24 protein-coding genes and 1 pseudogene are annotated in these 24,112 nt (G+C 62.2%); 20 read left to right on the top strand and 5 right to left on the bottom strand.

The window, feature by feature from the left end:
* The first annotated feature begins 115 nt into the window (after nucleotides 1–115).
* The 3 genes from PQR40_RS01705 to PQR40_RS01695 all read left to right on the top strand — a co-directional run bounded on the left by PQR40_RS01705 (nucleotide 116) and on the right by PQR40_RS01695 (nucleotide 3,702).
* A complete protein-coding gene (locus PQR40_RS01705) occupies nucleotides 116–1,366 on the top strand; it encodes a metal-dependent hydrolase family protein (protein ID WP_408338958.1) in 1,251 nt (416 codons plus the stop codon).
* A gap of 51 nt (nucleotides 1,367–1,417) precedes the next feature.
* Nucleotides 1,418–2,782, top strand: a complete 1,365-nt coding sequence (locus tag PQR40_RS01700) for an MFS transporter (RefSeq protein ID WP_408388075.1) — start codon at nucleotides 1,418–1,420, stop codon at nucleotides 2,780–2,782.
* 200 nt (nucleotides 2,783–2,982) lie between these two features.
* Nucleotides 2,983–3,702: an ABC transporter substrate-binding protein gene (locus tag PQR40_RS01695; RefSeq protein ID WP_408227805.1), complete on the top strand. Its 720-nt coding sequence runs from the start codon at nucleotides 2,983–2,985 to the stop codon at nucleotides 3,700–3,702.
* 54 nt (nucleotides 3,703–3,756) lie between these two features.
* Here the strand turns inward: PQR40_RS01695 and PQR40_RS01690 are convergent, their stop codons facing one another.
* Complete coding sequence (locus tag PQR40_RS01690) at nucleotides 3,757–3,948, bottom strand: hypothetical protein (protein WP_149667994.1); 192 nt, start codon at nucleotides 3,946–3,948, stop codon at nucleotides 3,757–3,759.
* 244 nt (nucleotides 3,949–4,192) lie between these two features.
* Here PQR40_RS01690 and PQR40_RS01685 point away from each other — a divergent pair, with 244 nt between their 5' ends.
* From PQR40_RS01685 to PQR40_RS01650, 8 genes are all read left to right on the top strand, one after another.
* Nucleotides 4,193–5,995 (top strand): ABC transporter transmembrane domain-containing protein, encoded by a 1,803-nt coding sequence (locus PQR40_RS01685; RefSeq protein ID WP_408227808.1) that lies wholly within the window; start codon nucleotides 4,193–4,195, stop codon nucleotides 5,993–5,995.
* Between the two features lie 193 nt (nucleotides 5,996–6,188).
* Nucleotides 6,189–7,100 carry a LysR family transcriptional regulator gene (locus PQR40_RS01680; RefSeq protein WP_408227811.1) on the top strand — a complete coding sequence of 304 codons (912 nt, stop codon included), beginning with the start codon at nucleotides 6,189–6,191 and terminating at the stop codon, nucleotides 7,098–7,100.
* A 188-nt stretch (nucleotides 7,101–7,288) separates the two neighbouring features.
* A complete protein-coding gene (locus PQR40_RS01675) occupies nucleotides 7,289–8,425 on the top strand; it encodes a porin (protein WP_408227814.1) in 1,137 nt (378 codons plus the stop codon).
* A gap of 63 nt (nucleotides 8,426–8,488) precedes the next feature.
* On the top strand, nucleotides 8,489–9,829 hold the full coding sequence (locus tag PQR40_RS01670; RefSeq protein WP_408508289.1) for an MFS transporter: 1,341 nt from the start codon (nucleotides 8,489–8,491) through the stop codon (nucleotides 9,827–9,829).
* 30 nt (nucleotides 9,830–9,859) lie between these two features.
* Nucleotides 9,860–10,555: a hypothetical protein gene (locus tag PQR40_RS01665; RefSeq protein ID WP_408227820.1), complete on the top strand. Its 696-nt coding sequence runs from the start codon at nucleotides 9,860–9,862 to the stop codon at nucleotides 10,553–10,555.
* A gap of 27 nt (nucleotides 10,556–10,582) precedes the next feature.
* Entirely contained in the window at nucleotides 10,583–11,611 is a 1,029-nt protein-coding gene (locus PQR40_RS01660) for a zinc-dependent alcohol dehydrogenase (protein ID WP_408508288.1), read from the top strand.
* 40 nt (nucleotides 11,612–11,651) lie between these two features.
* Nucleotides 11,652–11,996, top strand: coding sequence for a GFA family protein (locus PQR40_RS01655; RefSeq protein ID WP_408227826.1), 345 nt, complete (start codon nucleotides 11,652–11,654; stop codon nucleotides 11,994–11,996).
* A 188-nt stretch (nucleotides 11,997–12,184) separates the two neighbouring features.
* Nucleotides 12,185–12,646, top strand: a complete 462-nt coding sequence (locus tag PQR40_RS01650; RefSeq protein ID WP_408508287.1) for a CHRD domain-containing protein — start codon at nucleotides 12,185–12,187, stop codon at nucleotides 12,644–12,646.
* Nucleotides 12,647–12,690: 44 nt separating this feature from the next.
* On the opposite strand, the gene PQR40_RS01645 is transcribed toward PQR40_RS01650, so the two are convergent.
* Both PQR40_RS01645 and PQR40_RS01640 read right to left on the bottom strand, forming a co-directional pair.
* Nucleotides 12,691–13,383: a cytochrome b/b6 domain-containing protein gene (locus PQR40_RS01645; RefSeq protein WP_408227832.1), complete on the bottom strand. Its 693-nt coding sequence runs from the start codon at nucleotides 13,381–13,383 to the stop codon at nucleotides 12,691–12,693.
* 85 nt (nucleotides 13,384–13,468) lie between these two features.
* A pseudogene (locus PQR40_RS01640) lies at nucleotides 13,469–13,621 on the bottom strand (TIGR00366 family protein); the annotation flags it as partial.
* Between the two features lie 190 nt (nucleotides 13,622–13,811).
* On the opposite strand from PQR40_RS01640, the gene PQR40_RS01635 reads away from it, so the two are divergent.
* The 5 genes from PQR40_RS01635 (at nucleotide 13,812) to PQR40_RS01615 (ending at nucleotide 19,362) form a co-directional block, all read left to right on the top strand.
* Complete coding sequence (locus tag PQR40_RS01635) at nucleotides 13,812–14,831, top strand: ABC transporter substrate-binding protein (protein WP_408508286.1); 1,020 nt, start codon at nucleotides 13,812–13,814, stop codon at nucleotides 14,829–14,831.
* Between the two features lie 76 nt (nucleotides 14,832–14,907).
* Nucleotides 14,908–15,897, top strand: a complete 990-nt coding sequence (locus tag PQR40_RS01630; protein WP_408227838.1) for a quinone oxidoreductase family protein — start codon at nucleotides 14,908–14,910, stop codon at nucleotides 15,895–15,897.
* Between the two features lie 87 nt (nucleotides 15,898–15,984).
* Nucleotides 15,985–17,310 carry an MFS transporter gene (gene tcuC / locus PQR40_RS01625; protein ID WP_408227841.1) on the top strand — a complete coding sequence of 442 codons (1,326 nt, stop codon included), beginning with the start codon at nucleotides 15,985–15,987 and terminating at the stop codon, nucleotides 17,308–17,310.
* A 20-nt stretch (nucleotides 17,311–17,330) separates the two neighbouring features.
* On the top strand, nucleotides 17,331–18,008 hold the full coding sequence (locus PQR40_RS01620; RefSeq protein WP_408388087.1) for a response regulator: 678 nt from the start codon (nucleotides 17,331–17,333) through the stop codon (nucleotides 18,006–18,008).
* Nucleotides 17,998–19,362 carry a sensor histidine kinase gene (locus PQR40_RS01615; protein WP_408508285.1) on the top strand — a complete coding sequence of 455 codons (1,365 nt, stop codon included), beginning with the start codon at nucleotides 17,998–18,000 and terminating at the stop codon, nucleotides 19,360–19,362. Before PQR40_RS01620 ends, PQR40_RS01615 begins: the two co-directional genes overlap by 11 nt.
* A gap of 179 nt (nucleotides 19,363–19,541) precedes the next feature.
* Here the strand turns inward: PQR40_RS01615 and copM are convergent, their stop codons facing one another.
* Nucleotides 19,542–19,940, bottom strand: coding sequence for a CopM family metallochaperone (gene copM / locus PQR40_RS01610; RefSeq protein WP_408227850.1), 399 nt, complete (start codon nucleotides 19,938–19,940; stop codon nucleotides 19,542–19,544).
* A gap of 98 nt (nucleotides 19,941–20,038) precedes the next feature.
* A complete protein-coding gene (locus PQR40_RS01605; RefSeq protein ID WP_408227853.1) occupies nucleotides 20,039–20,236 on the bottom strand; it encodes a heavy-metal-associated domain-containing protein in 198 nt (65 codons plus the stop codon).
* Nucleotides 20,237–20,303: 67 nt separating this feature from the next.
* Between PQR40_RS01605 and PQR40_RS01600 the strand changes: the two genes are divergently transcribed.
* The 4 genes from PQR40_RS01600 (at nucleotide 20,304) to PQR40_RS01585 (ending at nucleotide 23,957) form a co-directional block, all read left to right on the top strand.
* Nucleotides 20,304–20,837 carry a hypothetical protein gene (locus PQR40_RS01600; RefSeq protein ID WP_408508284.1) on the top strand — a complete coding sequence of 178 codons (534 nt, stop codon included), beginning with the start codon at nucleotides 20,304–20,306 and terminating at the stop codon, nucleotides 20,835–20,837.
* 93 nt (nucleotides 20,838–20,930) lie between these two features.
* Complete coding sequence (locus tag PQR40_RS01595; protein ID WP_408388093.1) at nucleotides 20,931–21,233, top strand: hypothetical protein; 303 nt, start codon at nucleotides 20,931–20,933, stop codon at nucleotides 21,231–21,233.
* On the top strand, nucleotides 21,230–22,663 hold the full coding sequence (locus PQR40_RS01590) for a TolC family protein (RefSeq protein WP_408388095.1): 1,434 nt from the start codon (nucleotides 21,230–21,232) through the stop codon (nucleotides 22,661–22,663). Before PQR40_RS01595 ends, PQR40_RS01590 begins: the two co-directional genes overlap by 4 nt.
* A 1-nt stretch (nucleotide 22,664) precedes the next feature.
* Nucleotides 22,665–23,957 (top strand): multicopper oxidase domain-containing protein, encoded by a 1,293-nt coding sequence (locus tag PQR40_RS01585; protein WP_408338994.1) that lies wholly within the window; start codon nucleotides 22,665–22,667, stop codon nucleotides 23,955–23,957.
* The last annotated feature ends 155 nt before the right edge of the window (nucleotides 23,958–24,112 follow it).

The raw sequence follows: 24,112 nt of genomic DNA, 5'->3' as shown, positions 1-24,112 counted from the left end.
GCGTATCAGACCCATCTTGATGAAAATCCTGGCAGCGCTTACCTGCGCCAGCCTGCATACTTGCGGCGAGGCCCGGACGCCGGGCGCTGTGATTGAAACCTGAAGGAGACAACAGTTGAGCACTTTCCTCCTACGTAACGGCGCGCTTCTCGATCCTACCCACCCTGATCTGCTAGAGGGCTTCGAAGTCCTCATCGAGGACGGTTTCGTCCGCGAAGTTTCCGACAAGCCGATAAAAAGCAGCAACGCGCGCGTCATTGACGTTAAAGGCAAGACGATCATGCCGGGGCTGATCGATCTGCATGTGCACGTCGTGGCGATCGAGTTCAACCTGCCGCGCGTCGCGACGCTACCCAATGTGCTGGTTACGCTGCGCGCCGTGCCGATCATGCGCGCGATGCTGCGCCGCGGCTTTACCACCGTGCGTGACGCAGGGGGTGCCGGGTATCCATTCAAGCAGGCGGTCGAGTCAGGGCTCATTGAAGGTCCACGCCTTTTCGTTTCCGGCCGCGCGTTAAGCCAGACGGGTGGTCATGCCGATTCGCGCGCCCGTTCCGACTACATGCCGCCCGATGCACCCTGCGGATGCTGCGTGCGTGTGGGCGCGCTTGGCCGCGTGGCGGACGGCGTCGATGAAGTGCGCCGGGCCGTACGCGAAGAACTGCAGATGGGCGCCGACCAGATCAAGATCATGGCTTCGGGCGGCGTTGCTTCACCGACCGATCCGGTCGGCGCATTCGGTTACTCCGAAGATGAAATCCGCGCCATAGTCGCCGAAGCTCAGGGGCGCGGCACCTATGTGCTGGCGCATGCCTATACGTCTGCGGCGATTGCGCGCGCTGTGCGCTGTGGCGTGCGCACGATCGAACACGGCAATCTGATTGACGATGAGACCGCTCGCCTCGTCGCGGAGCACGGCGCGTATGTTGTGCCAACCCTTGTCACGTACGACGCCCTTGCAAGCGAAGGCGAGAAATACGGGCTGCCACCGGCAAGCATTGCCAAGGTCGCGGACGTGCATGGCGCCGGCATGCACTCGATTGAAATCATGAAGCGCGCCGGGGTCAAGATGGGCTTTGGCACGGACTTGCTCGGCGAGGCGCAGCGCTTGCAAAGCGATGAGTTCCGGATCCTGGCTGAAGTCCTGTCGCCGGCCGAGGCGATCGCAAGCGCGACGCTCGTGGGCGCGGAAGTGCTCGGTATGCAGGGCAAACTCGGCAGAATCATGCCGGGTGCTCATGCCGATGTGCTGGTGGTCGACGGCAATCCTCTGAAGTCCGTCGATTGCCTGTTAGGTCAAGGCGAGCATATTCCGCTCGTGATGAAAGACGGCCGAATCTTCGTCAACGAGCTCGAGAGCGTTTGAACGTATCGCCCTGCGTCCGCAGCTTCCCGCCGTTCCTATCGGAGCCTGTTCATGTCGATGATCGCTGCCCGCATCGAACGCCTGCCGTTTTCAGGGTTTCACCGCCGTCTGCTGTTGATGGGCGGCCTCGGTTATACCTTCGATGCGATGGACGCAGCCGTGCTCGCTTTCCTGCTGCCGGTATTGCGCACGCAATGGGGGCTGACGAGTGTACAGACAGGCGTGCTGGGAAGCGGGACGTTCATCGGCTATTTCGCCGGCGCGATGCTCGCGGGCATGCTGGGCGATATCATCGGCCGACGCAAGGTCATGATGTATGCGCTCGTGATCTACTGCATAGCGTCGCTTGCCAGCGCGCTCGCGAATGATTGGGGATTTTTTCTTGCGACACGCATTGTCGCCGGGTTGGGGACAGGCGCGGAGAGCGCCATCGTCGCGCCGTTTCTCTCGGAGTTCGTGGCGCGACGGTATCGTGGGAGTTTCACCGGCAGCCTCGCGGGGTTTTTCTCCTTTGGCTTTGTGGCGGCCGCACTGCTCGGCTATCTGGTGATCCCGCTCGCACCGAATGCGTGGCGCGCAGTCATGGTCATTACCGCGCTACCCATTCTGATGCTGCTCTGGTGGCGCCGCGCGTTGCCCGAGTCGCCGCGCTGGCTCGAGGCGCGCGACCGGCACGCGGAGGCCGATGCGATCGTGTCGCGGATGGAGGCGGAGATAACCCAGACCGGCGTGCAGTTGGAGCCGCTGCCACCCGTGCGTGACGGATCCGTTCCGGTCGCAGCCGGACGCGCCTCGATTGTCGCGAACGTCAAGGCGTTGTGGTCGGCAAAGCTCGCGCGCATCACGGCCATGACGTGGCTGATGTGGCTATCCATCACGTTCAGCTACTACGCTTTTTTCACGTGGATTCCCGGCTTGCTGGTTCAGAACGGGATGACGATCACGCGGAGCTTTTCCTATTCGCTCGTGATTTACTGTGCGCAGATCCCGGGATACTTTTCAGGCGCGTGGCTCAACGAGAAGATCGGCCGGCAGGCAACGATCGCGTCATACATGATATTGGGCGGCGTATCGGCACTTGGGCTTGCGTTGACGCGTACGGATGCCGGCATCATGATGTCGGGAATCCTGCTGTCGTTCTTCATGAACGGCACCTATGCCGGCGTTTATGCTTATACCCCGGAGGTTTTCCCCACCGACGTGCGCGCAACGGGCACCGGGCTCGCTTCGTCAATTGGCCGGCTGGGGGCGATTGCCGCGCCTATCCTCGTCGGATACGTTTATCCGCTGCTGGGCTTTGCCGGAGTGTTCGGTGCGACAACGCTTGTGCTGCTGATCGGTGCGATGGCCGTGGTACTCATGGGGGTGCCGACGCGCGGAAGGTCGCTCGAGGACATCGCTGCCGGGCAAATCTGATCGTTAACTCAAGACCATCCAGGATGACGAAGATTTCAATCACGACATGCCGCAGCACTGGTTTCACAAGATTGGCAGCCGTGCTGGCATTGGCTGTCATCTTGCCCTTGTCCATTTCGATGCCTGCTTTCGCGCAAACGCAAGGCGCGAGCGCTTCACCAACAACGGGTTTACAACCGTCGAATCAGAAAGGCACATCAATGGCGAAAATATTCGCACCGAGCGGCACCTTGCGTGCGTCGATCAATCTCGGCAATCCAGTCCTCGCAAGTCTCGATCCTGCGACGGGAAAACCGGTCGGCGTGTCCGTCGATCTCGCTACCGAATTCGCCAAACGACTCGGCGTGCCGCTGCAACTGGTCGCGGTCAAATCGGCGGGCGCCTCGGTTGAAAACGTGAATCAGGACAAGGCCGATATCGGCTTCTTCGCCGTCGATCCAAAGCGCGGAGAGGAAATCAGTTTCACGAAACCGTATGTGTTGATCGAAGGCTTTTATCTCGTTCGCGACGCGTCGCCGATTAGCGCCAACGAGCAGGTTGACCAACCTGGTGTGACGGTCGCGGTCGGCAAAGGCAGTGCCTACGATCTGTTCCTGACGCGAGAACTGCATCGCGCGACGATCGTCCGGATTCCGACTTCGCCGGCGGTGGTGCAGGGCTTTCTGGATCAGCATCTGGACGTGGCCGCGGGCGTCAAACAGCAACTGGAAAACGATGCGGCCAAAGCGGGTGGGTTGCGGTTGCTCGATCAACGCTTCATGGTGATCCGTCAGGCAATGGGTGTGCCGAAAGCAAGAGGCGATGAAGCGGCCGCCTATCTTGCGAAGTTCGTCGAGGACATGAAAGCGTCGGGCTTCGTCGCGGCGGCTCTCGCGCGTCATGGCATCGCTGGCGCGGCCGTTGCGAAAGACAATGACTAGGAAGCGACCGGTAAGCGGCGAGTGCGACTGCCCTGGCGGGAATAAGCTCGCTGCCTAACGACGCCCGCTGCGGCCCCACACGTAACGCACCCAACGTTGCCATCTGCTCCTCTGTGGAGCGATAGCGTTGCGTGACGCCTGCTCTTCGCGGTCGCGCTCGACGCTCTTTTGCACCTGTTCGTGGATCTGGCGCAACGTCAGGCCGCCGGGGCCTTTCAGTTTGTCGGGATCGGAGTCGTCTGTCATGGGAATGGCCTGTTCCGGATAAGTCGGCTTGATCTTGAACCAGATGGGCACTCGCAGCAAGTACGCGGAGGCAGTCTGGCGACCGACGCCCAGCTAGACAGGCCGTCGGCCCTTCAGGACGGTGCGTGGTAGACACAGAAGTACGGAAAGTACGGATGGAGCAGTGTCAGGCTTTTACATGAACCGACGTTGAATCCGCAGGACTGGCACAATCGGGTGACTTTCGAGTCGCTTGGGAATTCTCATGCCAGACGCTGTCCCGCTTTCGTCGCCTTCACCACCTTCACCGCCTTCAGCCCGTATTGGCCCCCTGTTTGCCCTGCTTCCCTTCCTGCGCCCCTATGCCGGCCGCTGGGCACTCGCGTTTCTCGCGCTGGTGACGTCGGCTGGCGCCACCCTGGTGTTGCCGGTGGCATTCAAATACCTGATCGATCGTGGCTTCGCGGGGGGAGACCGGGCGCACATCGATCGTTATTTCTTTGCGCTATTTATCGTTTCGCTGGTACTGGCCGGCGCCACGGCGCTGCGCTTCTACCTCGTGTCATGGCTGGGCGAGCGGGTCACGGCCGACTTGCGGCGTGCGGTCTATGACCACGTGCTGGGGATGAGTCCGCAGTTCTTCGAGACTACACAGACCGGTGAAGTGCTCTCACGGCTCACCGCCGACACCACGTTGATCCAGGCGGTAGTCGGCACCAGTCTGTCGCTGGGGTTGCGCAATTTCTTCCTGCTGACCGGTGGTGTGGCGATGCTGGCGGTGACGAGCCCGGTGCTGTCGGGCTATATCATCGCGACGCTGATCGTGGTGGTCGCGCCCATTGTGATCTTCGGGCGGCGCGTGCGGCGGCTCTCGCGCGCGAGTCAGGACAAGATCGCGAACACGAGCGCGTTGGCGGGCGAGGTGCTCAACGCCATGCCGACCGTCCAGTCGTACACGCAGGAGCCCTTTGAGACGCGGCGGTTTGCCGGCGCGGTGGAGGCGGCCTTTGAGACGGCGCTCACGCGCATTCGCGCGCGCGCCTGGTTGACCGCCGTGGTGATCGTGCTGGTGTTCACCGCCATTGTGTTCGTGCTATGGCTCGGGGCACAGGCGGTGCTCGCCGGGCGGATGACGGCAGGCCAATTGTCCCAGTTCATCCTCTACGCGGTGTTCACGGCCGGCGCCGTGGGAGCCGTTGCCGAGGTGTGGGGCGATCTGCAGCGCGCGGCCGGCGCGACCGAACGGTTGCTGCAATTGCTGGCGGCGCGCTCGCCGGTGGTACAGGCCGAAACCACGGTCGCACTGCCTGCGCGAGGCGAGGGCATCCGCTTCGACAACGTCGGCTTCTCGTATCCTTCGCGCCCTGGCATTGCCGCGCTTTCCGGCCTCTCACTCGATGTCCGTCCGGGAGAACATGTCGCCCTGGTCGGACCGTCCGGCGCGGGCAAGACCACGCTGTTCCAACTGCTGCTCCGTTTTTACGATCCGCAGTCCGGCAGCATTCTGATCAACGGTGTGCCGACGCGTGACGTGCCGCTCGTCGAATTGCGCAAGGAAATTGGAGTAGTGCTACAGGAGTCGGTGATCTTTTCAGGAAGCGTGCTGGACAACATCCGCTACGGCGCGCCGGACGCCACGCTTGCGCAAGTACAACGGGCTGCCGACATGGCCGCCGCGGCCGGCTTTATCGAGGAACTGCCGCAAGGCTACGACACGTTTCTCGGCGAGCGCGGCGTGCGGTTGTCTGGCGGGCAACGCCAGCGCATTGCGATCGCTCGCGCGATTCTGAAGAACCCGCCCATCCTGCTGCTCGACGAAGCCACGAGCGCGCTCGACGCCGCCAGCGAACGGCTGGTCCAGAAGGCGCTGGACAACGCCGCGCAAAACCGCACCACGCTGGTCATCGCGCATCGTCTCGCGACCGTACAACAGGCCGACCGCATTGTCGTGCTGGAACAAGGCCGCATCGTCGCGCAGGGTCGTCATGCCGAGCTTCTTCTGAGTTCGCCGCTCTATGCCCAGCTTGCCGCGCTGCAGTTCGGCGAGCAGTTGGGACAGACGGCATAGCGGGGTGCTGTGAGCGATTCTGTTGGGTCTGCGTGAAGTCGCAACGTCTGTCCTTAACGTCGGCCTTTGGCGGCGCGAGAGTGCGGTCCAGGCCGGATCGCTGCCGATCGTTATACTTGCGACGGCAAAAAATCATAATCGACTGAGCTGCTGCAAGGCAGTTGAATAGAAAAACTATCGGAAACGGTTACATATGGACAGCGTAGAAAACGTTCGGGCGTTTCTCGCGGTGGCGGAGATCGGCAGTTTTTCCGGCGCTGCGCTGCGCTTGAACCTGGCGGGCTCGGTGGTCACCAAACGGGTCGGCGCGCTCGAAAAAGAACTGAACACGCTGCTGTTTCAACGCACCACGCGCAGTTTGCATCTGACCTCGAGCGGGAGAGAGACGGTTGCCCTGGCGCGCGATTTTCTCGCCTCCTATGAGCGCCTGATGAGCGGCCCCATCGACGATGGCCCGGCGCTCACGGGCAGATTGCGGATCAAGGCACCGTCGTCGTTCACGAATCATTTTCTCGGCAAACTGCTGAACGACTTTTTCCGTGCTCATCCGAAAGTCGACATCGAGTTGCAATTAAGGAACCGGCCGGTCGATCCTCTGCTCGAGGGCTTCGATTTCGTGATCACGGGTTTGCCGGTCGCCTATGACGGCGTCGAGGAATTTCCGCTCTGCCCGTTCAAGCGGCTCGTCTATGCGGCGCCGGCGTATCTGGAGAAATACGGCGAGCCGGTTCATCCATCCGAGTTGCCCGCGCATCAATGTCTGCTCTATTCGTATGTCAGTCCGGTTCGCACGTGGACCTTCGACGAACATGGCTCGGGCCGTATCGACGTGGCCGTCAATAGCGCGTTCTCGACCAACGACATCGACGCGATGCATCGCGCTACCGTGGACGGTCTCGGCATTGCGGTGCTGCCGCGTTACCGCGCGAAGGCGAGTGTCAAGCAGGGGCAACTCGTGCAGATCCTCGCAGGTTTCGAGTTGCCGGACTTCTGGATCAAGGTGCTGCGCCCGGCGGATCACAACAATCCGAAGTTGTTCCACGCGCTGCTCGATTTTCTGACGCAGGGCCTCGCCGAGCTCGCCCGTGAGGACGATTTCCTCTGACGTGTGTCGCCGCTTCCGGCCGCGCGCGCCGATATTTTCCAGAAACCGTGTTCTGAACTTCCCGTTTGCTGCTATTTCCGGCCGCCCGTTTCGGCGATCATTTCCTGACAGGTCGCCCATTACCGGGTGCCCTCGTTAAAAAAGAGGGTGCGCCAGCCGCGGCCCCGGATAACGAACAGGAGACGGAATTGAAACATCTGGTTGCTTGCCTGCCATTGGCGGCGTGCGCGCTAGCGCACGCGCAAAGTAGTGTGACGCTATACGGGGCGGTGGATAGCGCGCTCACCTATACCAACAATCAGGGCGGCAAGTCGGCCGTGCAAACCTATAGCGGCGGGCGCGCCGGCGACAAGTTCGGCATGCGTGGCGTGGAGGATCTGGGCTCGAACCTCAAGGCGATCTTCGTGCTCGAGGCGGGCTTCAGTGTCGAAACGGGGGCCTTTCAGCCCGCCAATACCCTCTTTGGCAGACAGGCGTTCGTGGGTCTGAGCGGCGACTGGGGCAATGTCTACCTGGGCCGTCAGTACTCCATGACCAACGACTACTTTGTGCCGCTGAGCACCAGTTTTCTGTTCGCGGGTGGGCTCGGCGCCACGCTCGGCGATATCGACGGTTCGTGGAATTACAACAAGATCAGCAACGTGATCAAATACGAAAGCCCGGTCTATCGCGGCTTCAACTACAGCGCGATGCTGAGCCTCGGTGGTACGCCGGGCGATTTCTCGCACGACAGGACTTACGGCGCCGGCGCGCAATATGTGAATGGCGGCCTCACGCTTGCGGGCGCGTACATGAACATGCGAACGCCGGCGACCTCGATTTTCGGTGCGGGCGCCTCGCCGGTGGCGGGCGCGGCCTTTACCAATCCGGTCACCAATCCGATCTTCCAGAACTATGTGACTGCGACCAGCCAGCAGGTGCTCGGCGGCGGCGCGAAATACGTATATGGCCGCTCTCAGTGGTCGTTTCTGTATTCGAATGTGCGGTTTCTCGACATTGTCCGAACGGCGTCGAATCGCACGGCGCCCGCGAACGCCGCGTTCAACAACTACCAGCTGAATTACGCGTTCAATTTCACTCCAGCCACAATGGGCGGCGTGGCATGGCAGTACAGTGCTTCGCCGGGCGGTCACTACAACTCGCTCGAAGCCGGTACAGCCTATCTCTTCTCGAAGTCGACTTACGTGTACGGCATGACTATCTGGCAGCACGCGAGCGGCGTCGATTCGACCGGCAAACAGGCTGTAGCGGATCTGTTCGGATTGTCGCCGTCGAGCAACTCGAATCAGCTGGCCTTGCGAGTAGGCCTCAGAAAGCTCTTCTAAGACACCGGCATCGACCCGCCGAACCAGACGCGCAAAACAGGATGTGAGCAGGAGACATGCAGCATGAAGCAGAATGATTTGATCGATGTGCAGGAGTTTGTCGATACGCAGCCACTCAGCCGTTTCCAGTGGCTGGTCATCGTGCTTTGCTTCCTGACGGTGGCGATCGACGGTATCGATATCGGGCTCGCCGCGTATATCGCGCCGTCGGTGGGCGCGTCGTGGGGGCTGACGGTCAACCAGCTCTCGCCGATTTTCCTGTTCGGCCTGATCGGCATGATGGCCGGTTCGCTGATCTTCGGTCCGCTCGCCGACCGCTACGGAAGACGGCCGGTGATGCTCGCATCGGTCGCGTTTTTTGGCTTCGCGACGTTGTTCAGCCTGCTGGCCACCAACGTGACGGAGCTGGCGTTGCTGCGATTCGTCGCCGGTGTCGGCATCGGTGGCGCCACGCCGACCGCGGTGACGCTGACGGCGGAATATGCCCCCGCGCGCCGGCGCCTGACCATCATCACGATCATGCTGTGCGGCAATTCGCTCGGCTCGGCGTTCGGCGGGGTGGTGGCTTCGCAGGTGATCTCGCGCTTCGGGTGGCACGCTATGTTGATCGTCGGCGGGGTGACGCCTTTGCTGCTGCTGCCGGTGTTGTGGTTGTGGCTGCCGGAGTCGATGCGCTTTCTCGCACTGCGCCGTCCGGATCGGCAAGCGGATCTGCGTGCTTTCGGCCAACGGATCGCGGCCGCTGCGGTGCGGGAGGATAGCCAATTTGTCGCGCGTGAACCGGAGCGGCTGCGCTCGGCGGTGCGCGAACTGCTGGTGGCGCCTTATCGCCGTGGCACGCTGCTGCTGTGGACGACCTTCTTCATGGGCCTGTCGGTGCTGTATCTGATGTCGAGCTGGCTGCCGACCATCATCACCCATTCAGGCGGCACGATGAAGGCGGCGGCGCTGACTACGGCGCTCTGGTCCGTCGGCGGCACATGCGGCGGTCTGCTGCTCGGTCGCGTCATGGATCTGGCAACGCCGCACCGGGTGCTGGGCTGCGCGTACTGTCTCGCCGGCGCCGTGATCTACCTGGTCGGGCAGACCTACACGACACCCGCGGTGCTCGGCCCGATTGTTTTTCTCGCGGGCTTTTGCATCAGCGGTTCACAGGTCGGCATCAACGGTCTGGCGGCGACTCACTATCCAACCACCAGCCGCGCGACAGGTGTGGCGTGGGCCACCGGCATCGGCCGGTTCGGCTCGATGCTCGGCTCGGTGATGGGGGGATTCCTGCTGTCGTCGGGCTTGGGCTATGAGACTTTGTTCATGCTGGTCGCGGTGCCCGCGCTAGTTGCCGCGCTGTGCATGTTCAGCATGCCCGCAGCCGCGCCGCGCGTGCTGCACGCCCGCCCGTCCTGAAGTGTTTTCGATTAACTGGAGTGTTGCATCATGGCCATTTCCGGTTCCGCGTTTCTCGCGCTATGGAACGACGTCAGCGCTGAATTCGACACGGAATACAACCGTTGGCATACGGACGAACATGTGCCCGAGCGGGTCGGCATTGCCGGCTTTATCGCCGGCCGCCGCTACCGGTCGTCGGCGCCCGGGCAGCACCGTTACTTCACGCTGTACGAGACTGAAACATCGGCGGTATTCGATTCGGCTGCTTATCTCGACGTGATCGAACGGCCCACCGCGCGGTCGGCGTCGATGCGTCCGCTGCTAAAAAACGTGGTGCGTGCGACGTGCGACACCGTTACGTCCACCGGTAACGTATCGGGACAGGCCATCGCGTGCGTTCGTATCAGTGCGGCCGAACAGTTCGACGGCCGGGCGTTGACCGACGCGTGCATGGCGTTGGCGGGTGTGAGCTCGGCGCACCTGGGGCAGGTCAGATTGTCGGTGCCGGACGCATTCGAGAAATGGTCGAATGCCGACGAACCGACCCATGTGTTGCTGGCGGAAGGCGTCGACGAGGCTACGTTGAGGGCGCACGAGATCGCGCTCAGTAGGCTCGCGCTTCGGTTTGCCGGAGCCACGCAACCGGCGATTGTCGACGTCTACGAGCTTGTCTTCGGTATCAGGCATTCTCAGGTGGATGCGTCGTTGCTGCGAGCCATACCGGCCTCCAATTCGCCGCTTTGAACCCGATACTGCTGTCAGGAGCAACTCATGCAAGCATTGCAAAAAACAGCCGCCGCGTTCGGCCTCGAACTTCGTGAGGTAGCGCCGCCGCAGGCGCTCGCCGCGGGCGAAGTGATTGTCAACGTGGTTGCCGCCGGCATCTGCGGCAGCGACGTCCATATCTACGACTGGTCGGGCGGTTACGACTTTCTGAAGCAGGCGTTTCCCGTCACGATCGGTCACGAGTTTGCCGGCAGGATTGCGAGTGTGGGAGAGGGCGTTGTCGATCTTCGGGCGGGGCAGCCGGTCGTTGTGATTCCGTCGGTTGAGTGCGGCGTATGCCGCTTTTGCACGGCAGGGCGGCGCGACGAATGCCGTGACCGTCGCGGCATCGGTATGTTGCGCGATGGCGGCTTTGCGCGGTCCGTGCGCGTGCCGGCGATCAACTGCCTCGCGTTGCCCGGCGATCTCGATCTCGGGATCGCGGCGCTATGCGAACCGTTATCGATCGGATTGAGCGCGGTGAAGGCCGCCGATGTGAAGCGCGGCGACAAGGTGCTCGTGATGGGGCCCGGTACCATCGGGCAGGGCATCGCGTTACTCGCAAAAGTACGCGGCGCGGACGTTGTGGTGGCCGGCTATGACGACCGGGACCGCCTCAATGGAGTGCGCGCACTTGGCATCGACAAGACCCTCGATCTGAAAGAGCGTCCGCTGTCCGATGCGAAGCAACTGAGCGGCGCGGACGAGTTCGATATCGTCATCGAGGCGACCGGTGTGCAGTCCACGGTGCAGGCCGGTCTCGATCTCTTGCGGCCTTCGGGCGTGATGGTGATCTGCGGCATCCACGGCGCGCCGGTCCGTTTCGACGCGGCTAAACTCGTGCGCAACCGTCATCAGATTCGCGGTACTTACCGCGCTTCTCGCGCGACATGGGCGGAAGTGCGTGATTTCGTCGTCGAGCATCATGCCGCGCTGGTGCCGATGGTCACGCATCGGCTGCCGCTTGCCGATGCGCTCGAGGGCTTCGAGATGGCGCGCAACAAGATCGGCTCGAAAATTCTGCTGATGCCGTGAAGGCGGCGCGGCGCTGCCGACATGCTCAAACGGAGGAAAGATGCCACGCTATACAGCTTCGTGCCATTGCGGCGCGGTCAAGTTTGCCTTTGACGCGCAGATCGACGAACTCGTGATCTGCAATTGCTCGTTATGCACGAAGCGGCGCGCGGTGATGGTGAGTGTGCCGCGCGATAGTCTGCAGATCCTGGAAGGGCATAGTGCGTTGAGTTCGTATCGATGGAATACCGGGCGAGCCCATCATCACTTCTGCTCGACTTGTGGCATTTACACTTTTCATCAGCGGCGTATCGATCCTGCCATGTACAGCGTGAACGCATTCTGTATCGACGGTCTTGACGTGTCGGCGATTCCGCTGCGTCATGTGGACGGAAGAAGCCGTTAGTCCCGTTGAAACCTGCTGCGTCTTCTCGTTGCGCAGGCCAAAGACTTCCGCACCCCACCTGGAGTTACCGGCGGCTTGCGTCTATCCTTATCTCACCTCTTTGGCTGCCAGCGGCGCCGACGAGGCCTTTCGCACTCTTCGATAGTGGCTACCGCCCAGCAAGGGCAAACCCAAAAGGAGAAAACCAGATGTCACGATCCATCTCGCAGCGCGCCTTCATGGTGTTCGGTGGCCTGGCCTTGTCGGCTACGCTGACCTTGGCGCAAGCGGCGCCGGTCTCATTTCAGGTGCCGTTGACGGGCGCCCAACAGGTTCCGCCGGTGCAGACCCCCGGCAGCGGCAGCGCCGCCCTTACGTACGACGCCAGCACGCGGGTCGTAACCTGGAACGTCAGCTTCAGCGGATTGTCGGGTCAGGCCACGATGGCGCATTTCCACGGGCCCGCACCGGCCGGTAAAAACGCCGGCGTGAAGGTCTGGCTCTCCCAGAAAGGCACCATGGAGATGACGAGCCCGCTCAGTGGTCAGGCCACGCTATCCCCGGAGGACGCCAAGATGTTTGAAGCGGGTGACATGTATATCAACGTTCACACCAAGAACAATCCGGGTGGCGAGATCCGCGGCCAGGTGGTACCGCCGAAGAGCAACTGACGCAATCGCTGAAGCGGCACGCAGAGGTCAGGTTCGCGGCGAGCTCAGAGATAAGCCGCGAGCAGCATCACCACGGCAGCGCCGACACCGAGCGGCAGGAGCGCCAGCAGCGCTGGCCTCTGCCGCGGCGCGTCGATGGACGGAGGCAACAGTTTGTAGCCGGTTAGCATCGGCCGCAGCAGGTTGTGTCGCTTCGCTACTGCGTAGAGAGCGATTACGAGTACGTGCAGCGCCACCGCGGCGAGCAGCACGTCCCAGACAAGCCCGTGCAGCGTCGAGATCGCGTTGGCGAGCCACGCGGGCACCACTTCGCTCAACGGGCCTTCGTCGGCGATGTCGTTGTTGACGTAAAGCCCGCTCAGCGTCTCGACCAGCAGCAACGCGAGCAGCAGCAAGACCATCCAGCCGCCGGCCGCATTGTGGCCCACCTGCACGTCCGGCTCGCGGCGAAACAGGTGGCGCAAATGACGCAGCGCAGCCGCGGGCGACGTCACAAAATTGCGAAAACGCGCGGTCTCGCTGCCCAACCAGCCCCACAGCAGCCGGGCAATAACCAACGCGAGCAGTGTCTCGCCGACCCGGACGTGCCAGTCGATCCAGTTCAGCTTCAAGGTGACATAGGCCGCCGTGACCAGCATGACCACCAGCCAGTGAAACAGTCGCACCGGCGCGTCCCAGACCAGTACCGGGCGGCGGACAGGCTGTGTCAGCCGTGTGACAGGTTCGTGAGCATCCATGTGTCGCGCCTCCGTTCGCAAGCGACTGGAAGAGAGTCAGGCCCGGAATGAACACCACGCCGGAGAATAGCAACGCCGTGACGCACTAGCCCATGAAGTCCCTTACGCCAAGCCCTCAATCGCGAGCGCCGGTAGCGGCCAGAACGGTTGCATCATATTGGTCCAAACCTCCCTGAAAAGCGATTGCCATCGCTTTCCTGGCCATCTTCCGAAGATCGGCTGCATTTGCACCGCTTGCCACCACCGGGCAGGCCGAGCGGCATTGCGGCGTTCGCCGCCCGTTAGCGACCCGTCGGGGTAAACACCCAGAATATTTCGTTCCGACGGAAAGCAGGCAGAAGGCGTTGGTTTTTTATACTCCATGCAAGCGTTGCATCAGACGATCCGTAGATATCGGGCGGGTGCTTCGCAACAGGAGACACCCCGATATGCCACCGTTCGCCCGCTTCATGGCGCTCGCCTCGACTGCCTGTGCGTTCCTGTTCTGGATGCCCCGTGCCGAAGCGGAGAAGCTGACACTGATGACGGGCGGCGTGTCGAAGATCATCTATCTGCCGGTCACGCTGGCATCGCGGCTGGGCTACTTCCGCGATGAGGGGCTGGATGTCGACATCGTCTCGGAACCCGCCGGCGTCGATACCGCGACCGAACTGATCGCCGGCGCAGTTCAAGGCGCGGTGGGCTACTACGACCATACGATCGATCTTCAGAGCCGGGGCCTGGAAGTCGAAGCCGTCGTCGTGCTGGGACAGTCCGCGGGGCTTGCTGAACTCGCGTCGACCCGGGTCGCGAAGCCGATGCGGACGATGGCCGATGCAGGTGGCCGAAAACTCGGTGTGACGGGGTTCGGCGCTTCGACGTATTTCCTGAGCCGCTATCTCGCGCAGCACGCCGGTGTGGCAGCGAACGCCTATACGGTGGTGCCGCTGGGTCCCGACGACGGCTTTGTCGACGCGATGATGAAAGGATCGATCGATGCAGGCATGGTTGAGGAACCCACGGCATCGAGGCTGCTGGACGCAGGCGCCGCGCAGGTGCTGGTGGACATGCGCAGTATCGGGGGTACGCGTACGGCGTTGGGCGGCCCGTATGCCGGCGCATGTTTATATGCACAGCGCAAGTGGGTCGCCGCCCATCCGGATGCAACGAGGCGCCTCGTCCGTGCGCTTGTGCGCGCACTCGCATTTATTTCCTCGCACAGTGCCGGCGACATCGTGGCCGTGTTGCCGCGGAAATTCGTCGGCACGAACGAGCCGCTCTACCTGCAGGCGCTCACTGCCTCGATTCCCTCGTTTTCGCGTGACGGCAGGATGCCTGACGGCGCGCCGCAGACCGTACTGAGCGCGCTAGCCGCGGTCAACCCCGCAATCGAGCCGCGTCATGTCGATCTGGCGCGAACCTATACCAACAGGTTTGCCATTGAGGCCAATGCCGTAGCGAGCCGCTGATGAACGATCCATGCATCACGAGACGGACACGGTGCCGGCGGCAAACAACATTCATTCGAGACACGGAATACGAGCTATGAAGGCCATACGCATCGAGCAATACGGCGGTCCAGAAGTCCTGCAGCGAGTCGAAACCGGTATTCCGTCGCCAGGTCCCGACGACGTGCTGATCCGGGTGGGTTGTGCGGGCATCAACTTCATGGACGTTCATACACGTCAGGGCAAATACAAGGACTCGCGTACCTATCCGGTACGGCTGCCGTGCACGCTCGGAATGGAAGGCGCGGGCGAGGTCGTCGAGGCGGGCTCGAACGTCACCTCACTGAAGCGCGGCGACCGTGTTGCCTGGTGTATTTCGTGGGGCGCATATGCCGAGTACGCCGTGGTGCCGGCGTCGCGCGTCGCGCATATTCCTGCGGCGATTCCGTTCGATCTCGCGGCGGCGGCGATTTTCCAGGGATCGACGGCGCACTATCTGCTGGAAGACGTCGCGCATCTTGGCGCAGGCAGCACGTGTCTCGTGCATGCCGCGTCGGGTGGCATCGGGCAGTTGCTGGTCCAACTCGCAAAGCGGCGCGGTGTAACGGTCTACGCAACGACGAGCAACGAAGCAAAGGCCGAAGTTGCGCGCGAACATGGCGCCGATCACGTGATGCTGTATGACGACGGGCGCTTTGCCGACCGCGTGCGGGAAGCGACGGACGGACGCGGTGTCGACGTCGTGTTCGATGCAGTGGGACGTGCAACCTTGCGCGACAGCTTTCGCGCCACCCGGACTCGCGGCCTGGTCGTGAACTACGGCTCGGTGTCCGGATCGTTGAACGACCTCGATCCGATCGAACTCGGTGAGGCCGGTTCGCTGTTCCTCACACGCCCGCGTCTCGCGGATCATCTCGCGGATGCCGCGACCGTGCAGCGCCGCGCCGACGAAATTTTTGCCGCCTTGCAGGACGGTACGCTGAAGGTCGAAATCAGCGGCCGCTACACGCTCGACAACGTCGAAGCAGCGCACGAAGCGCTCGAGGCACGCCGTCAATTGGGCAAGTCCGTGATGATGATCGGCTGACCCTTCCTTTTCCCTAGTCAACGAAGCCGGACCCGGTGGCCTCAACGGCCGCCGAGGACGTGTTCGTCCCTCTCTTTCGAGGTCACCATGACATTCTCAACTTCGGCTAACGAAACAGCGACGGCGGATGCGCCGCATGCTTCGAAGGAGTCGCGGGTGCGCGCGGTTTTTCGCGTCACCAGCGGTAACTTTCTCGAGATGTACGACTTTACCGTGTACGGGTATTACGCGGCCGCGATTGCCGCCACCTTCTTTCCGACCGGCAACGAATTCGCGTCTCTGATGCTCGCGCTTTCGGTATTTGGCGCGGGTTTTCTGATGCGTCCGATCGGTGCGCTCGTGCTGGGTGCGTACATCGATCGCCACGGCCGCCGCAAGGGCTTGATTCTGTCGTTGATGCTGATGGCGGTCGGCACCGCGTGTGTCGCGTTCGTACCGGGCTACGCGTCGATTGGTCTGGTCGCGCCTGCCGTTGTGCTGTTTGGCCGGCTGCTGCAAGGCTTTTCTGCCGGGGTCGAACTGGGTGGCGTGTCCGTGTATCTCTCGGAGATCGCGACCAAAGGCAATCGCGGCTTCTATTGTTCCTGGCAGTCCGCGAGCCAGCAGGTCGCGGTGGTGTTCGCGGCGTCGCTCGGTGTGCTGCTGAACCGCCTCATCCCTGCGTCGGAGATGAACGCATGGGGATGGCGTATTCCGTTCGTGATTGGCTGTCTGATCGTGCCGTTCCTCTTTTATGTGCGGCGCTCGCTTCGTGAGACCGACGAGTTTATCGCGCGCCGCCATCGCCCGGGGATGGCCGAAATCGCCCGGTCGATGGTGCAGCATTCGCGGCTCATCCTGGCGGGCATGGGGCTCGTGATCATGACGACTGCATCGTTCTATCTGATCACCGCGTACACGCCGACGTTCGGCAAGGTCGTGCTGAAGCTGTCGTCGCTGGACGCGCTGCTGGTCACGGTCTGTGTCGGCGTGTCGAATTTCGTGTGGCTGCCGATTGCGGGCGCTGTGTCCGATCGCGTCGGTCGCCGTCCCGTGCTGCTCGCCTGTACCGTGCTCGCGATCCTTACCGCTTATCCGGCAATGCAATGGATGGTGGCGCAACCGTCGTTCGGGCGTCTGCTGCTGGTCGAGCTCTGGCTGTCGTTGCTCTATGCGTGGTACAACGGCGCGATGGTCGTCGCGCTAACGGAATTGATGCCGGTGCATGTGCGGACGACCGGGTTTTCGATGGCTTACAGTCTTGCCACGGTGATCGGCGGCTTTACGCCTGCGATCTCGACCTGGCTGATTCATACTACCGGTGATAAGGCTTCGCCGGGCGCATGGATGACATTTGCAGCACTTTGCGGCGTGACCGCGACACTGGCCCTGTACCGTTCACCCCAGGCGCGGGAGCAGTACAGAACGGCATGAACGCTTTGGGGATAGATGCGATGAGGCTACTGCTCGTCGAAGACAATGATCAGCTCGCGCACTGGCTCGCGAAAATTCTGCGGGACGACGGCTTCATGCTCGATCGTGTCAGCGACGGCGAAGCGGCCGAAAGCGCGCTGCGCGCGGTACCGTACGACGTCGTGCTGCTCGATCTGAATCTGCCGCACTTGTCGGGTAAAAGCGTATTGCGCCGCATGCGCGAGCGCGAGGACGCAACGCCGGTGTTGATCCTGACGGCGACCGGCGCCGTCGACGAGAAAGTGGTGTGCCTCGGCGCCGGCGCGGACGACTACATCGTGAAGCCATTCGACGCACGCGAGCTGGTCGCGCGTGTGAAGGTGCTGGCGCGGCGGCAGGCGCCGTCCCGCTCGAACCGGCTCAAATGCGGCAATCTCACGTACGACATGGACCGCTGCCAGTTCGCTGTCGAAGGCGAACCGCTGACGCTGACGCCGCGAGAACACGCGGTACTCGAGGCCTTGATCCTGCGCGCGAAAAAGACGGTCGCCAAGACCATGCTCGCGGATTCGCTCAGCAACGCCGATGCGCCGACCAGCGAAGACGCCATCGAGATCTACGTGTCGCGGCTGCGCAAAAAGCTCGAAAAGAGTACCGCAACCATCATCACGCTGCGCGGCCTCGGCTATCTGCTTGAAGACGGCGCCGATGACGAATAGCCTGCGATTAAGGCTGCTGTTGTGGCTGCTGCTGCCGATGACCGTGTACGTTGTCGCGGCGGGACTGATCGCACGCGACAACGCGCAGCGCACGGCGTGGCTGTTGCAGGACGAGGCGTTGCTATCTTCGGCGCGCGTGATGGCGGGCGATATCCAATGGGAGAACGGCTATCTGCACGCGGAGATATCCCCCAGCGCGATCGAGATATTAAGTTCGCCGTACGGTGACCTGGTCTATTTCAGCATTCGCGAAGTGGGCGGCGCGACCATTGCGGGGACGTCGGATTTCCCGCTGCGCGTGCCCGCCGATTCGCCCCTGTGGTACGACGCGACCGTGAGCGGACATCCGATCCGCGCGGTGTCGCTGATTCGCCCGATGTACGACTCGGGCGCGATCAGGCAGGTCGTCGTGTCGGTCGGGCGTACCCTGCGTCAACGCGATGCCACCGCCGCCGCGCTGTGGCGGCCGCAGATGCTGCACTTCGCGAGCATCGTGGCGATCGCGGTGGTACTGGTTTGCGTCGGGCTCACCTTTGAACTGCGTCCGTTGATGAGGCTCGCAAAAGACATGCTTGGGCGCGCACCGAACGTGTCGTTGCGAGTGCGGGCCGATCCGTTGCGCAATGAATTGCGCCCGATCGTCACCGCGTTCAACCAGTGCCTCGATATTATCGAGCGGAAAACGGCGATGCAACGGCGCTTCATTGCCGACGCGGCTCATCAGTTGAGAACGCCGCTCACCTTGCTCGGCACGCAATTGCAATATGCGCGACGCCAGGACGATCTCGCCCAAGTGAAGGAGACGCTGGCGGCCATGCACCGCAGCAACCTCTCACTGGTTGCGCTGACCAATCAGCTGTTGCTGCTCGCTCAGGCGGAAGCCGCGGACTATGCCGACTTCGAGGGGGCGCCCGTCGATCTGCGTGCGGTTGCGACCGGAACCATTGAACAGCTTGCGTTGCTCGCGCAGCGCCGGCAGGTTGAACTGTCGGCTGAACTCCATGAGCCTGCCGAAGTGATGGGAAACGAGCCATTGCTGTCCGTTCTGCTGTTCAACCTGCTCGACAATGCCATTCGCTATACGCCAGCCGGCGGGCATGTCGCGCTCAAGATCGATTCGACGGGCGAGCGGGTGGCCTTGACCATCACGGACGAGGGACCGGGTATCGGCGCCGAGCTTCGTGAGCGCGTTTTCGAACCGTTTTTTCGTGCCTCCAGCGAAGAGGGGAGTGGGCTCGGGTTGTCGATCGTGCGCGAAATTGCACGTGCGCATCGGGCTGAGCTTGCGTTGGGCGATGGAACGGCCGGGCGAGGGTTGGTGGTCTCGGTGGTTTTCCCGGCCGTTCGAGGGTGAGACCGGGCCAGCCTTAAGAGAAAAGTGTCGCGAAGCTATCTCGCGCTCGCAGGGAGATTGCCAGATCGACCGCAGTCTGCGCTGCCCGGCCACCGCGAAGTCGCCGTCGATGACTTCGCGGTGGCGTGAGGGCCTGGCGCGGCGTCAAAGCGTCAAGCATTCACGCGGCAATGTTGCTGTCACTTCACACCGTGCTTGGCCTGCCAGCGTTGCATGAACGCGATCTCATCGTGTTGTGCCTTGATGATGTTTCGGGCCAGGCGTTTCAACTCGGGATCCTTGCCGTATTTCAGTTCCACCTGCGCCATTTCGACCGCGCCTTGATGATGCGGAATCATGTGGGCGACGAAGTCCTTGTCGGCATCGCCCGTGTAGGCGGGCGCTTCCATGGCTTGCATCATTTTCTCGTCGGCGTCCTTGAATGCCTGTGTCGATGCGCTCGACGCGGTGTCCGCGGACCCGGACATGTCCATGCCTGGCATCGACGCACTCTGCTGGGCGTGGACGGGCGCCGCGGCGACAGCAAACGCAATGCCGCTGAAAAGGCACAAGGCGCGGAATGCGCGAAGATTTTTCATGTTGGGTTTTCCGTTGGGACAAAAGTTATGTCGGGCAACCATAATGCCGCAAACAGGTCGCAAGGCTTAATCGGCAGACATAGCCTGATGCGATCCGTTTAGCGCTTGAGCGAAGGATGAAACCCCGCCGCTTCGATTGCCTCAATGATGTGTGCCGACGACAACGTCGACGTGACCGTCACGATTTTAACGGGGACATCGACCTCGAGTTTCGCCGCGGGGTCGAGTCCGGTCACTGCACGAGTAATGGCGTTGGCGCAGCCGCCGCATGTCATATCCGGGATTTCGAGTTCCATTTCCTGCCTCCAGTGAGAAATCAGAACTCAAGCCTGGGCCTTCCCATGGTGGGAAGGTCAAGCATATATGCCTATTTTCATGCTGTCGCCAACCTTGGCCGTATCGAAGCAAAAAGCCGCTTCAGACTGGTCCGGTTCCGACCTTACAGTCTTCTTAATCAGCATGCTAGACTCCGTACCCATGTCTTACTGGCGCAAACTCTTCCTGGTCGTGCTGCTCGCGCTGAGCCTTCCGGTTCAGTCGTTCGCGGCCGTCTCCATGAAATGCGAGTCCTCGCGTGGTGGAGAAGGGGTGTCCATGTCCCATGAGAATGCTGGCGAGGCGACTCACCCGCATGACCATGCTGCGATGATGGCCGATAGCGCCAATGACATCGCCGGTGCCGATTCGCAGAACCACAGTCATGCTGGTGGCGCGCATCATGCGCACAGCTGTTCGACATGTGCGTCGTGCTGTTTCGGCGGCGGCTTGCCGGCCGCTCCGGTTGCGGCGATATCCGCCGACGCAGTTCATTTCGCTGTGCCTCTCGCTCCCTCTGTCCGTGTCGCGTCATTTCTGACTGACGGCATCGAACGACCTCCCCGAATCGCTCTCGTCTAGTTCCCTCGCAGCGTGATGCTGCGATGTTCAATTTCGCCTTGATGGCCGTATGTCACACGTCGGCCGTCCGGGTGACATACGACGAGACAATCAATGCGAACGTTTATTGCAGCGCTGCTCGGCGCGACGGCGGTATTGCCGGCGCTCGTGCACGCCACACCCATAGGCCCTGACCCGGCGGATTCCGCGGCATCGGTTCCGGCGGTCAATGTGCCGTCCGCCTTCGTGGGCTATCGGCCATTCCGGGAGCAGCAAGCGCCGACCTGGCAAGCGCTCAATCGCGCGGTGGCGAGTTCATCAGACGAGCCCGGGATGGAGCACGGTCAAATGCATTCAGGTGACGAGACCAACGGCGGCTCTAACCACGGCGCCCATCACGAGGAGCCGGCGAAATGAGGCCGCATCTTTTTCATCACGGCCGAGTCATCGTCGCCGTCACCGCGCTGGCGTTCCTCGCCGGCTGCGCGACGTTTTCGAAGGACGGCGGCTTCGACACCGTTTCCACAACAGCATCGCAGCGGCTTGAAAAAGACGCCGTGCTGGTCAAGACGGACGAAGACCGAAGCGCTGTCGCCAAACGCACTCAGGAACTGCTATCGCAGCCACTCGGCATGGACGACGCGATCCAGATCGCGCTGTTGAACAACCGCGGATTGCAAGCCTCATACAGCGAACTCGGCATCGCCGAAGCGGATCTGGTGCAGGCGGGACGGCTGCCGAATCCCGGCTTCACATTCAGCCGCACGCGCGGCGGCAACGATCTGAGCATCAGCCGCACGTTCACGCTCGGCTTGTTGAACGTGCTGACGCTGCCGTTGGCGACACGCATCGAGGGCCGCCGTTTCGAGCAGACCCGGCTGCTCGCGGCGGACGCCATGCTCAAGGTCGCCGCCGATACTCGACGCGCCTATATCGGCGCGGTCGCGGCGAAGCAGTCCGCAACCTACGCCGAGCAGGTGAAGGACTCGGCGCAAGCCGGCGCGGAACTCGCATTGCGCATGCAGCAAGCCGGCAACTTCAGCAAGCTCGACTATGCGCGTGAGCAGGCTTTCTATGCGGAAGCCGTCGCACAACTGGCGAAGGCGCGGCAGCAGTCCGTATCCGCGCGTGAGAAGCTCACACGCACGATGGGTCTCTGGGGGCCGCAAGCGCAGTACGACCTTCCTGAGCGTCTGCCCGATCTGCCCGCAGCCCGGCCCGAGTTGCAGGACCTCGAGCGCTTCGCGATGCAGAACCGGCTGGACATTCAGGCGGCGAAACTGCAGACCCAGCGTGTTGCTAGCTCATTAGGCCTCGTCCAGGCAACGCGTTTCATCAATGCGTTGGATGTCGGCTATCAGAATAATTTCACGACCTCCGACGGCCGCGAACAGGGCTACGAGATCAGCGTCGAGATTCCGATCTTCGACTGGGGCACCTCGAAGGTAGCGCGCGCCGAAGCGATCTACCTGCAGTCGACGAACCGCGTTGCCGAGACCGCGATCAACGCGCGCTCGGAGGTTCGGGAATCGTATTCGGCCTATGTGACCGACTACGACGTTGCGAAGCACTATCGTGACGAAGTCGTGCCGATCCGCAAAACGATTTCGGACGAACTGCTGCTTCGCTATAACGGCATGCTCGCGAGCGTGTTCGAACTGCTCGCCGATTCGCGCGACCAGATCGGCGCGGTGAACAGCTATATCGACGCGCTCAAAGACTACTGGCTCGCGGAGACCGACTTGCAGCAGGCGCTCGGTGGCCGCTTGCCGACTCTCGCGATGGCTGCTGCGTCAATTACATCCATGACGCCGCCGGCGTCGTCCACAGATTCCGAAGGTCAATAACATGGTGTCTCGTCGAAATTTTCTCAGCGGCTCTGGGGCCGCGCTGTTGGGGGCGGCACTGGTCAGCAAGGCCGGCGCCGCGTCATTGCCTGAGGCGCCCACGATGGCCACGGCCACGATGCAGGCACCGCTCGCACCGCCGAATGGCCGGCCGTATACGCCCGTTGCCACGTTGAACGGCTGGTCGCTGCCGTGGCGCATGAAGAATGGATGGAAGGAGTTTCATCTGATCGCCGAGCCGGTGGTGCGCGAACTGGCGCCGGGTATGAGCGCAAACCTGTGGGGCTATAACGGTCAGGCGCCGGGGCCGACCATCGAGGCGGTCGAAGGCGACAAGGTTCGCATCTTCGTGACCAACAGGCTGCCCGAGCACACTACGGTTCACTGGCACGGCATGCTTCTGCCGTGCGGTATGGATGGCGTCGGCGGTCTCACGCAGCCGCATATTCCGCCGGGCAAGACCTTTGTCTACGAGTTCCAGCTGGAGAAGCACGGCACCTTCATGTATCACCCGCACGCCGACGAGATGGTGCAAATGGCAATGGGCATGATGGGCACGTTCATTGTTCACCCGAAAGACCCGGATGTCATGCGGGTGGATCGTGACTTCGTATTCATCATGTCCGCGTATGACATCGACCCGGGCAGTTTCACGCCGCGCGTGAACGAGATGACGGACTTCAACATGTGGACGTGGAATGCGCGCGTCTTTCCGGGCATCGATGCTTTGCCGGTGCGGGCCGGCGATCGCGTGCGCATCCGCGTCGGCAATCTGACGATGACCAATCATCCGATCCATCTGCACGGCTATCACTTCGAAGTGGCGGGCACGGACGGCGGATGGATTCCGCCTTCCGCCCGCTGGCCCGAAGTGACCGCGGATGTCGCCGTCGGCCAGATGCGTGCCATCGAATTCACGGCGAACCGTCCTGGCGACTGGGCATTTCATTGCCACAAATCCCATCACACCATGAACGCGATGGGGCATCAGGTACCGAACCTGATCGGCGTGCCGCAGAAGGACCTCGCGAAACGGATCAACAAGCTGGTGCCGGACTACATGGCGATGGGCAGCACAGGTGGCTCGATGGGCGGGATGGAAATGCCGCTACCCGACAACACGCTGCCGATGATGACCGGCACAGGGCCGTTCGGCGCGCTGGAAATGGGTGGCATGTTCAGCGTGGTGAAAGTGCGAGAGGGGTTGGGGCGCAATGACTATCGGGATCCGGGGTGGTTCAGGCATCCCAGGGGAACGGTGGCCTATGAGTACACCGGGGAGATGCCGGACTGAGCTGGCAGTGCCGCTCGCCTATCCAGGGAAAACCTTACCGGTCCTTTGTACGTTAGCTCACTAAGACGAGCCAGACTTACTTGGCTCGACTTTTTGAAATGCTATGCTGGGGCATCCATACCTTCGCAGCAAACAGGTGCGTGCCATTTCAAAGA

Origin of the sequence: Paraburkholderia sediminicola (assembly GCF_046026855.1) — a bacterium.
In the GTDB taxonomy this organism is placed as follows: domain Bacteria; phylum Pseudomonadota; class Gammaproteobacteria; order Burkholderiales; family Burkholderiaceae; genus Paraburkholderia; species Paraburkholderia sediminicola_A.
Note: the sequence above shows the minus strand (reverse complement) of the source record. Positions and strands in the feature narration are given on the sequence as shown.

Coding starts and splice junctions, on each gene's coding strand:
- PQR40_RS01700 (WP_408388075.1), top strand. CDS start 1,418: ATGTCGATGATCGCTGCCCGCATCGAACGCCTGCCGTTTTCAGGGTTT.
- PQR40_RS01695 (WP_408227805.1), top strand. CDS start 2,983: ATGGCGAAAATATTCGCACCGAGCGGCACCTTGCGTGCGTCGATCAAT.
- PQR40_RS01690 (WP_149667994.1), bottom strand. CDS start 3,948: ATGACAGACGACTCCGATCCCGACAAACTGAAAGGCCCCGGCGGCCTG.
- PQR40_RS01685 (WP_408227808.1), top strand. CDS start 4,193: ATGCCAGACGCTGTCCCGCTTTCGTCGCCTTCACCACCTTCACCGCCT.
- PQR40_RS01680 (WP_408227811.1), top strand. CDS start 6,189: ATGGACAGCGTAGAAAACGTTCGGGCGTTTCTCGCGGTGGCGGAGATC.
- PQR40_RS01670 (WP_408508289.1), top strand. CDS start 8,489: ATGAAGCAGAATGATTTGATCGATGTGCAGGAGTTTGTCGATACGCAG.
- PQR40_RS01665 (WP_408227820.1), top strand. CDS start 9,860: ATGGCCATTTCCGGTTCCGCGTTTCTCGCGCTATGGAACGACGTCAGC.
- PQR40_RS01660 (WP_408508288.1), top strand. CDS start 10,583: ATGCAAGCATTGCAAAAAACAGCCGCCGCGTTCGGCCTCGAACTTCGT.
- PQR40_RS01655 (WP_408227826.1), top strand. CDS start 11,652: ATGCCACGCTATACAGCTTCGTGCCATTGCGGCGCGGTCAAGTTTGCC.
- PQR40_RS01650 (WP_408508287.1), top strand. CDS start 12,185: ATGTCACGATCCATCTCGCAGCGCGCCTTCATGGTGTTCGGTGGCCTG.
- PQR40_RS01645 (WP_408227832.1), bottom strand. CDS start 13,383: ATGGATGCTCACGAACCTGTCACACGGCTGACACAGCCTGTCCGCCGC.
- PQR40_RS01635 (WP_408508286.1), top strand. CDS start 13,812: ATGCCACCGTTCGCCCGCTTCATGGCGCTCGCCTCGACTGCCTGTGCG.
- PQR40_RS01630 (WP_408227838.1), top strand. CDS start 14,908: ATGAAGGCCATACGCATCGAGCAATACGGCGGTCCAGAAGTCCTGCAG.
- tcuC (WP_408227841.1), top strand. CDS start 15,985: ATGACATTCTCAACTTCGGCTAACGAAACAGCGACGGCGGATGCGCCG.
- PQR40_RS01620 (WP_408388087.1), top strand. CDS start 17,331: ATGAGGCTACTGCTCGTCGAAGACAATGATCAGCTCGCGCACTGGCTC.
- PQR40_RS01615 (WP_408508285.1), top strand. CDS start 17,998: ATGACGAATAGCCTGCGATTAAGGCTGCTGTTGTGGCTGCTGCTGCCG.
- copM (WP_408227850.1), bottom strand. CDS start 19,940: ATGAAAAATCTTCGCGCATTCCGCGCCTTGTGCCTTTTCAGCGGCATT.
- PQR40_RS01605 (WP_408227853.1), bottom strand. CDS start 20,236: ATGGAACTCGAAATCCCGGATATGACATGCGGCGGCTGCGCCAACGCC.
- PQR40_RS01600 (WP_408508284.1), top strand. CDS start 20,304: ATGCCTATTTTCATGCTGTCGCCAACCTTGGCCGTATCGAAGCAAAAA.
- PQR40_RS01595 (WP_408388093.1), top strand. CDS start 20,931: ATGCGAACGTTTATTGCAGCGCTGCTCGGCGCGACGGCGGTATTGCCG.
- PQR40_RS01590 (WP_408388095.1), top strand. CDS start 21,230: ATGAGGCCGCATCTTTTTCATCACGGCCGAGTCATCGTCGCCGTCACC.
- PQR40_RS01585 (WP_408338994.1), top strand. CDS start 22,665: ATGGTGTCTCGTCGAAATTTTCTCAGCGGCTCTGGGGCCGCGCTGTTG.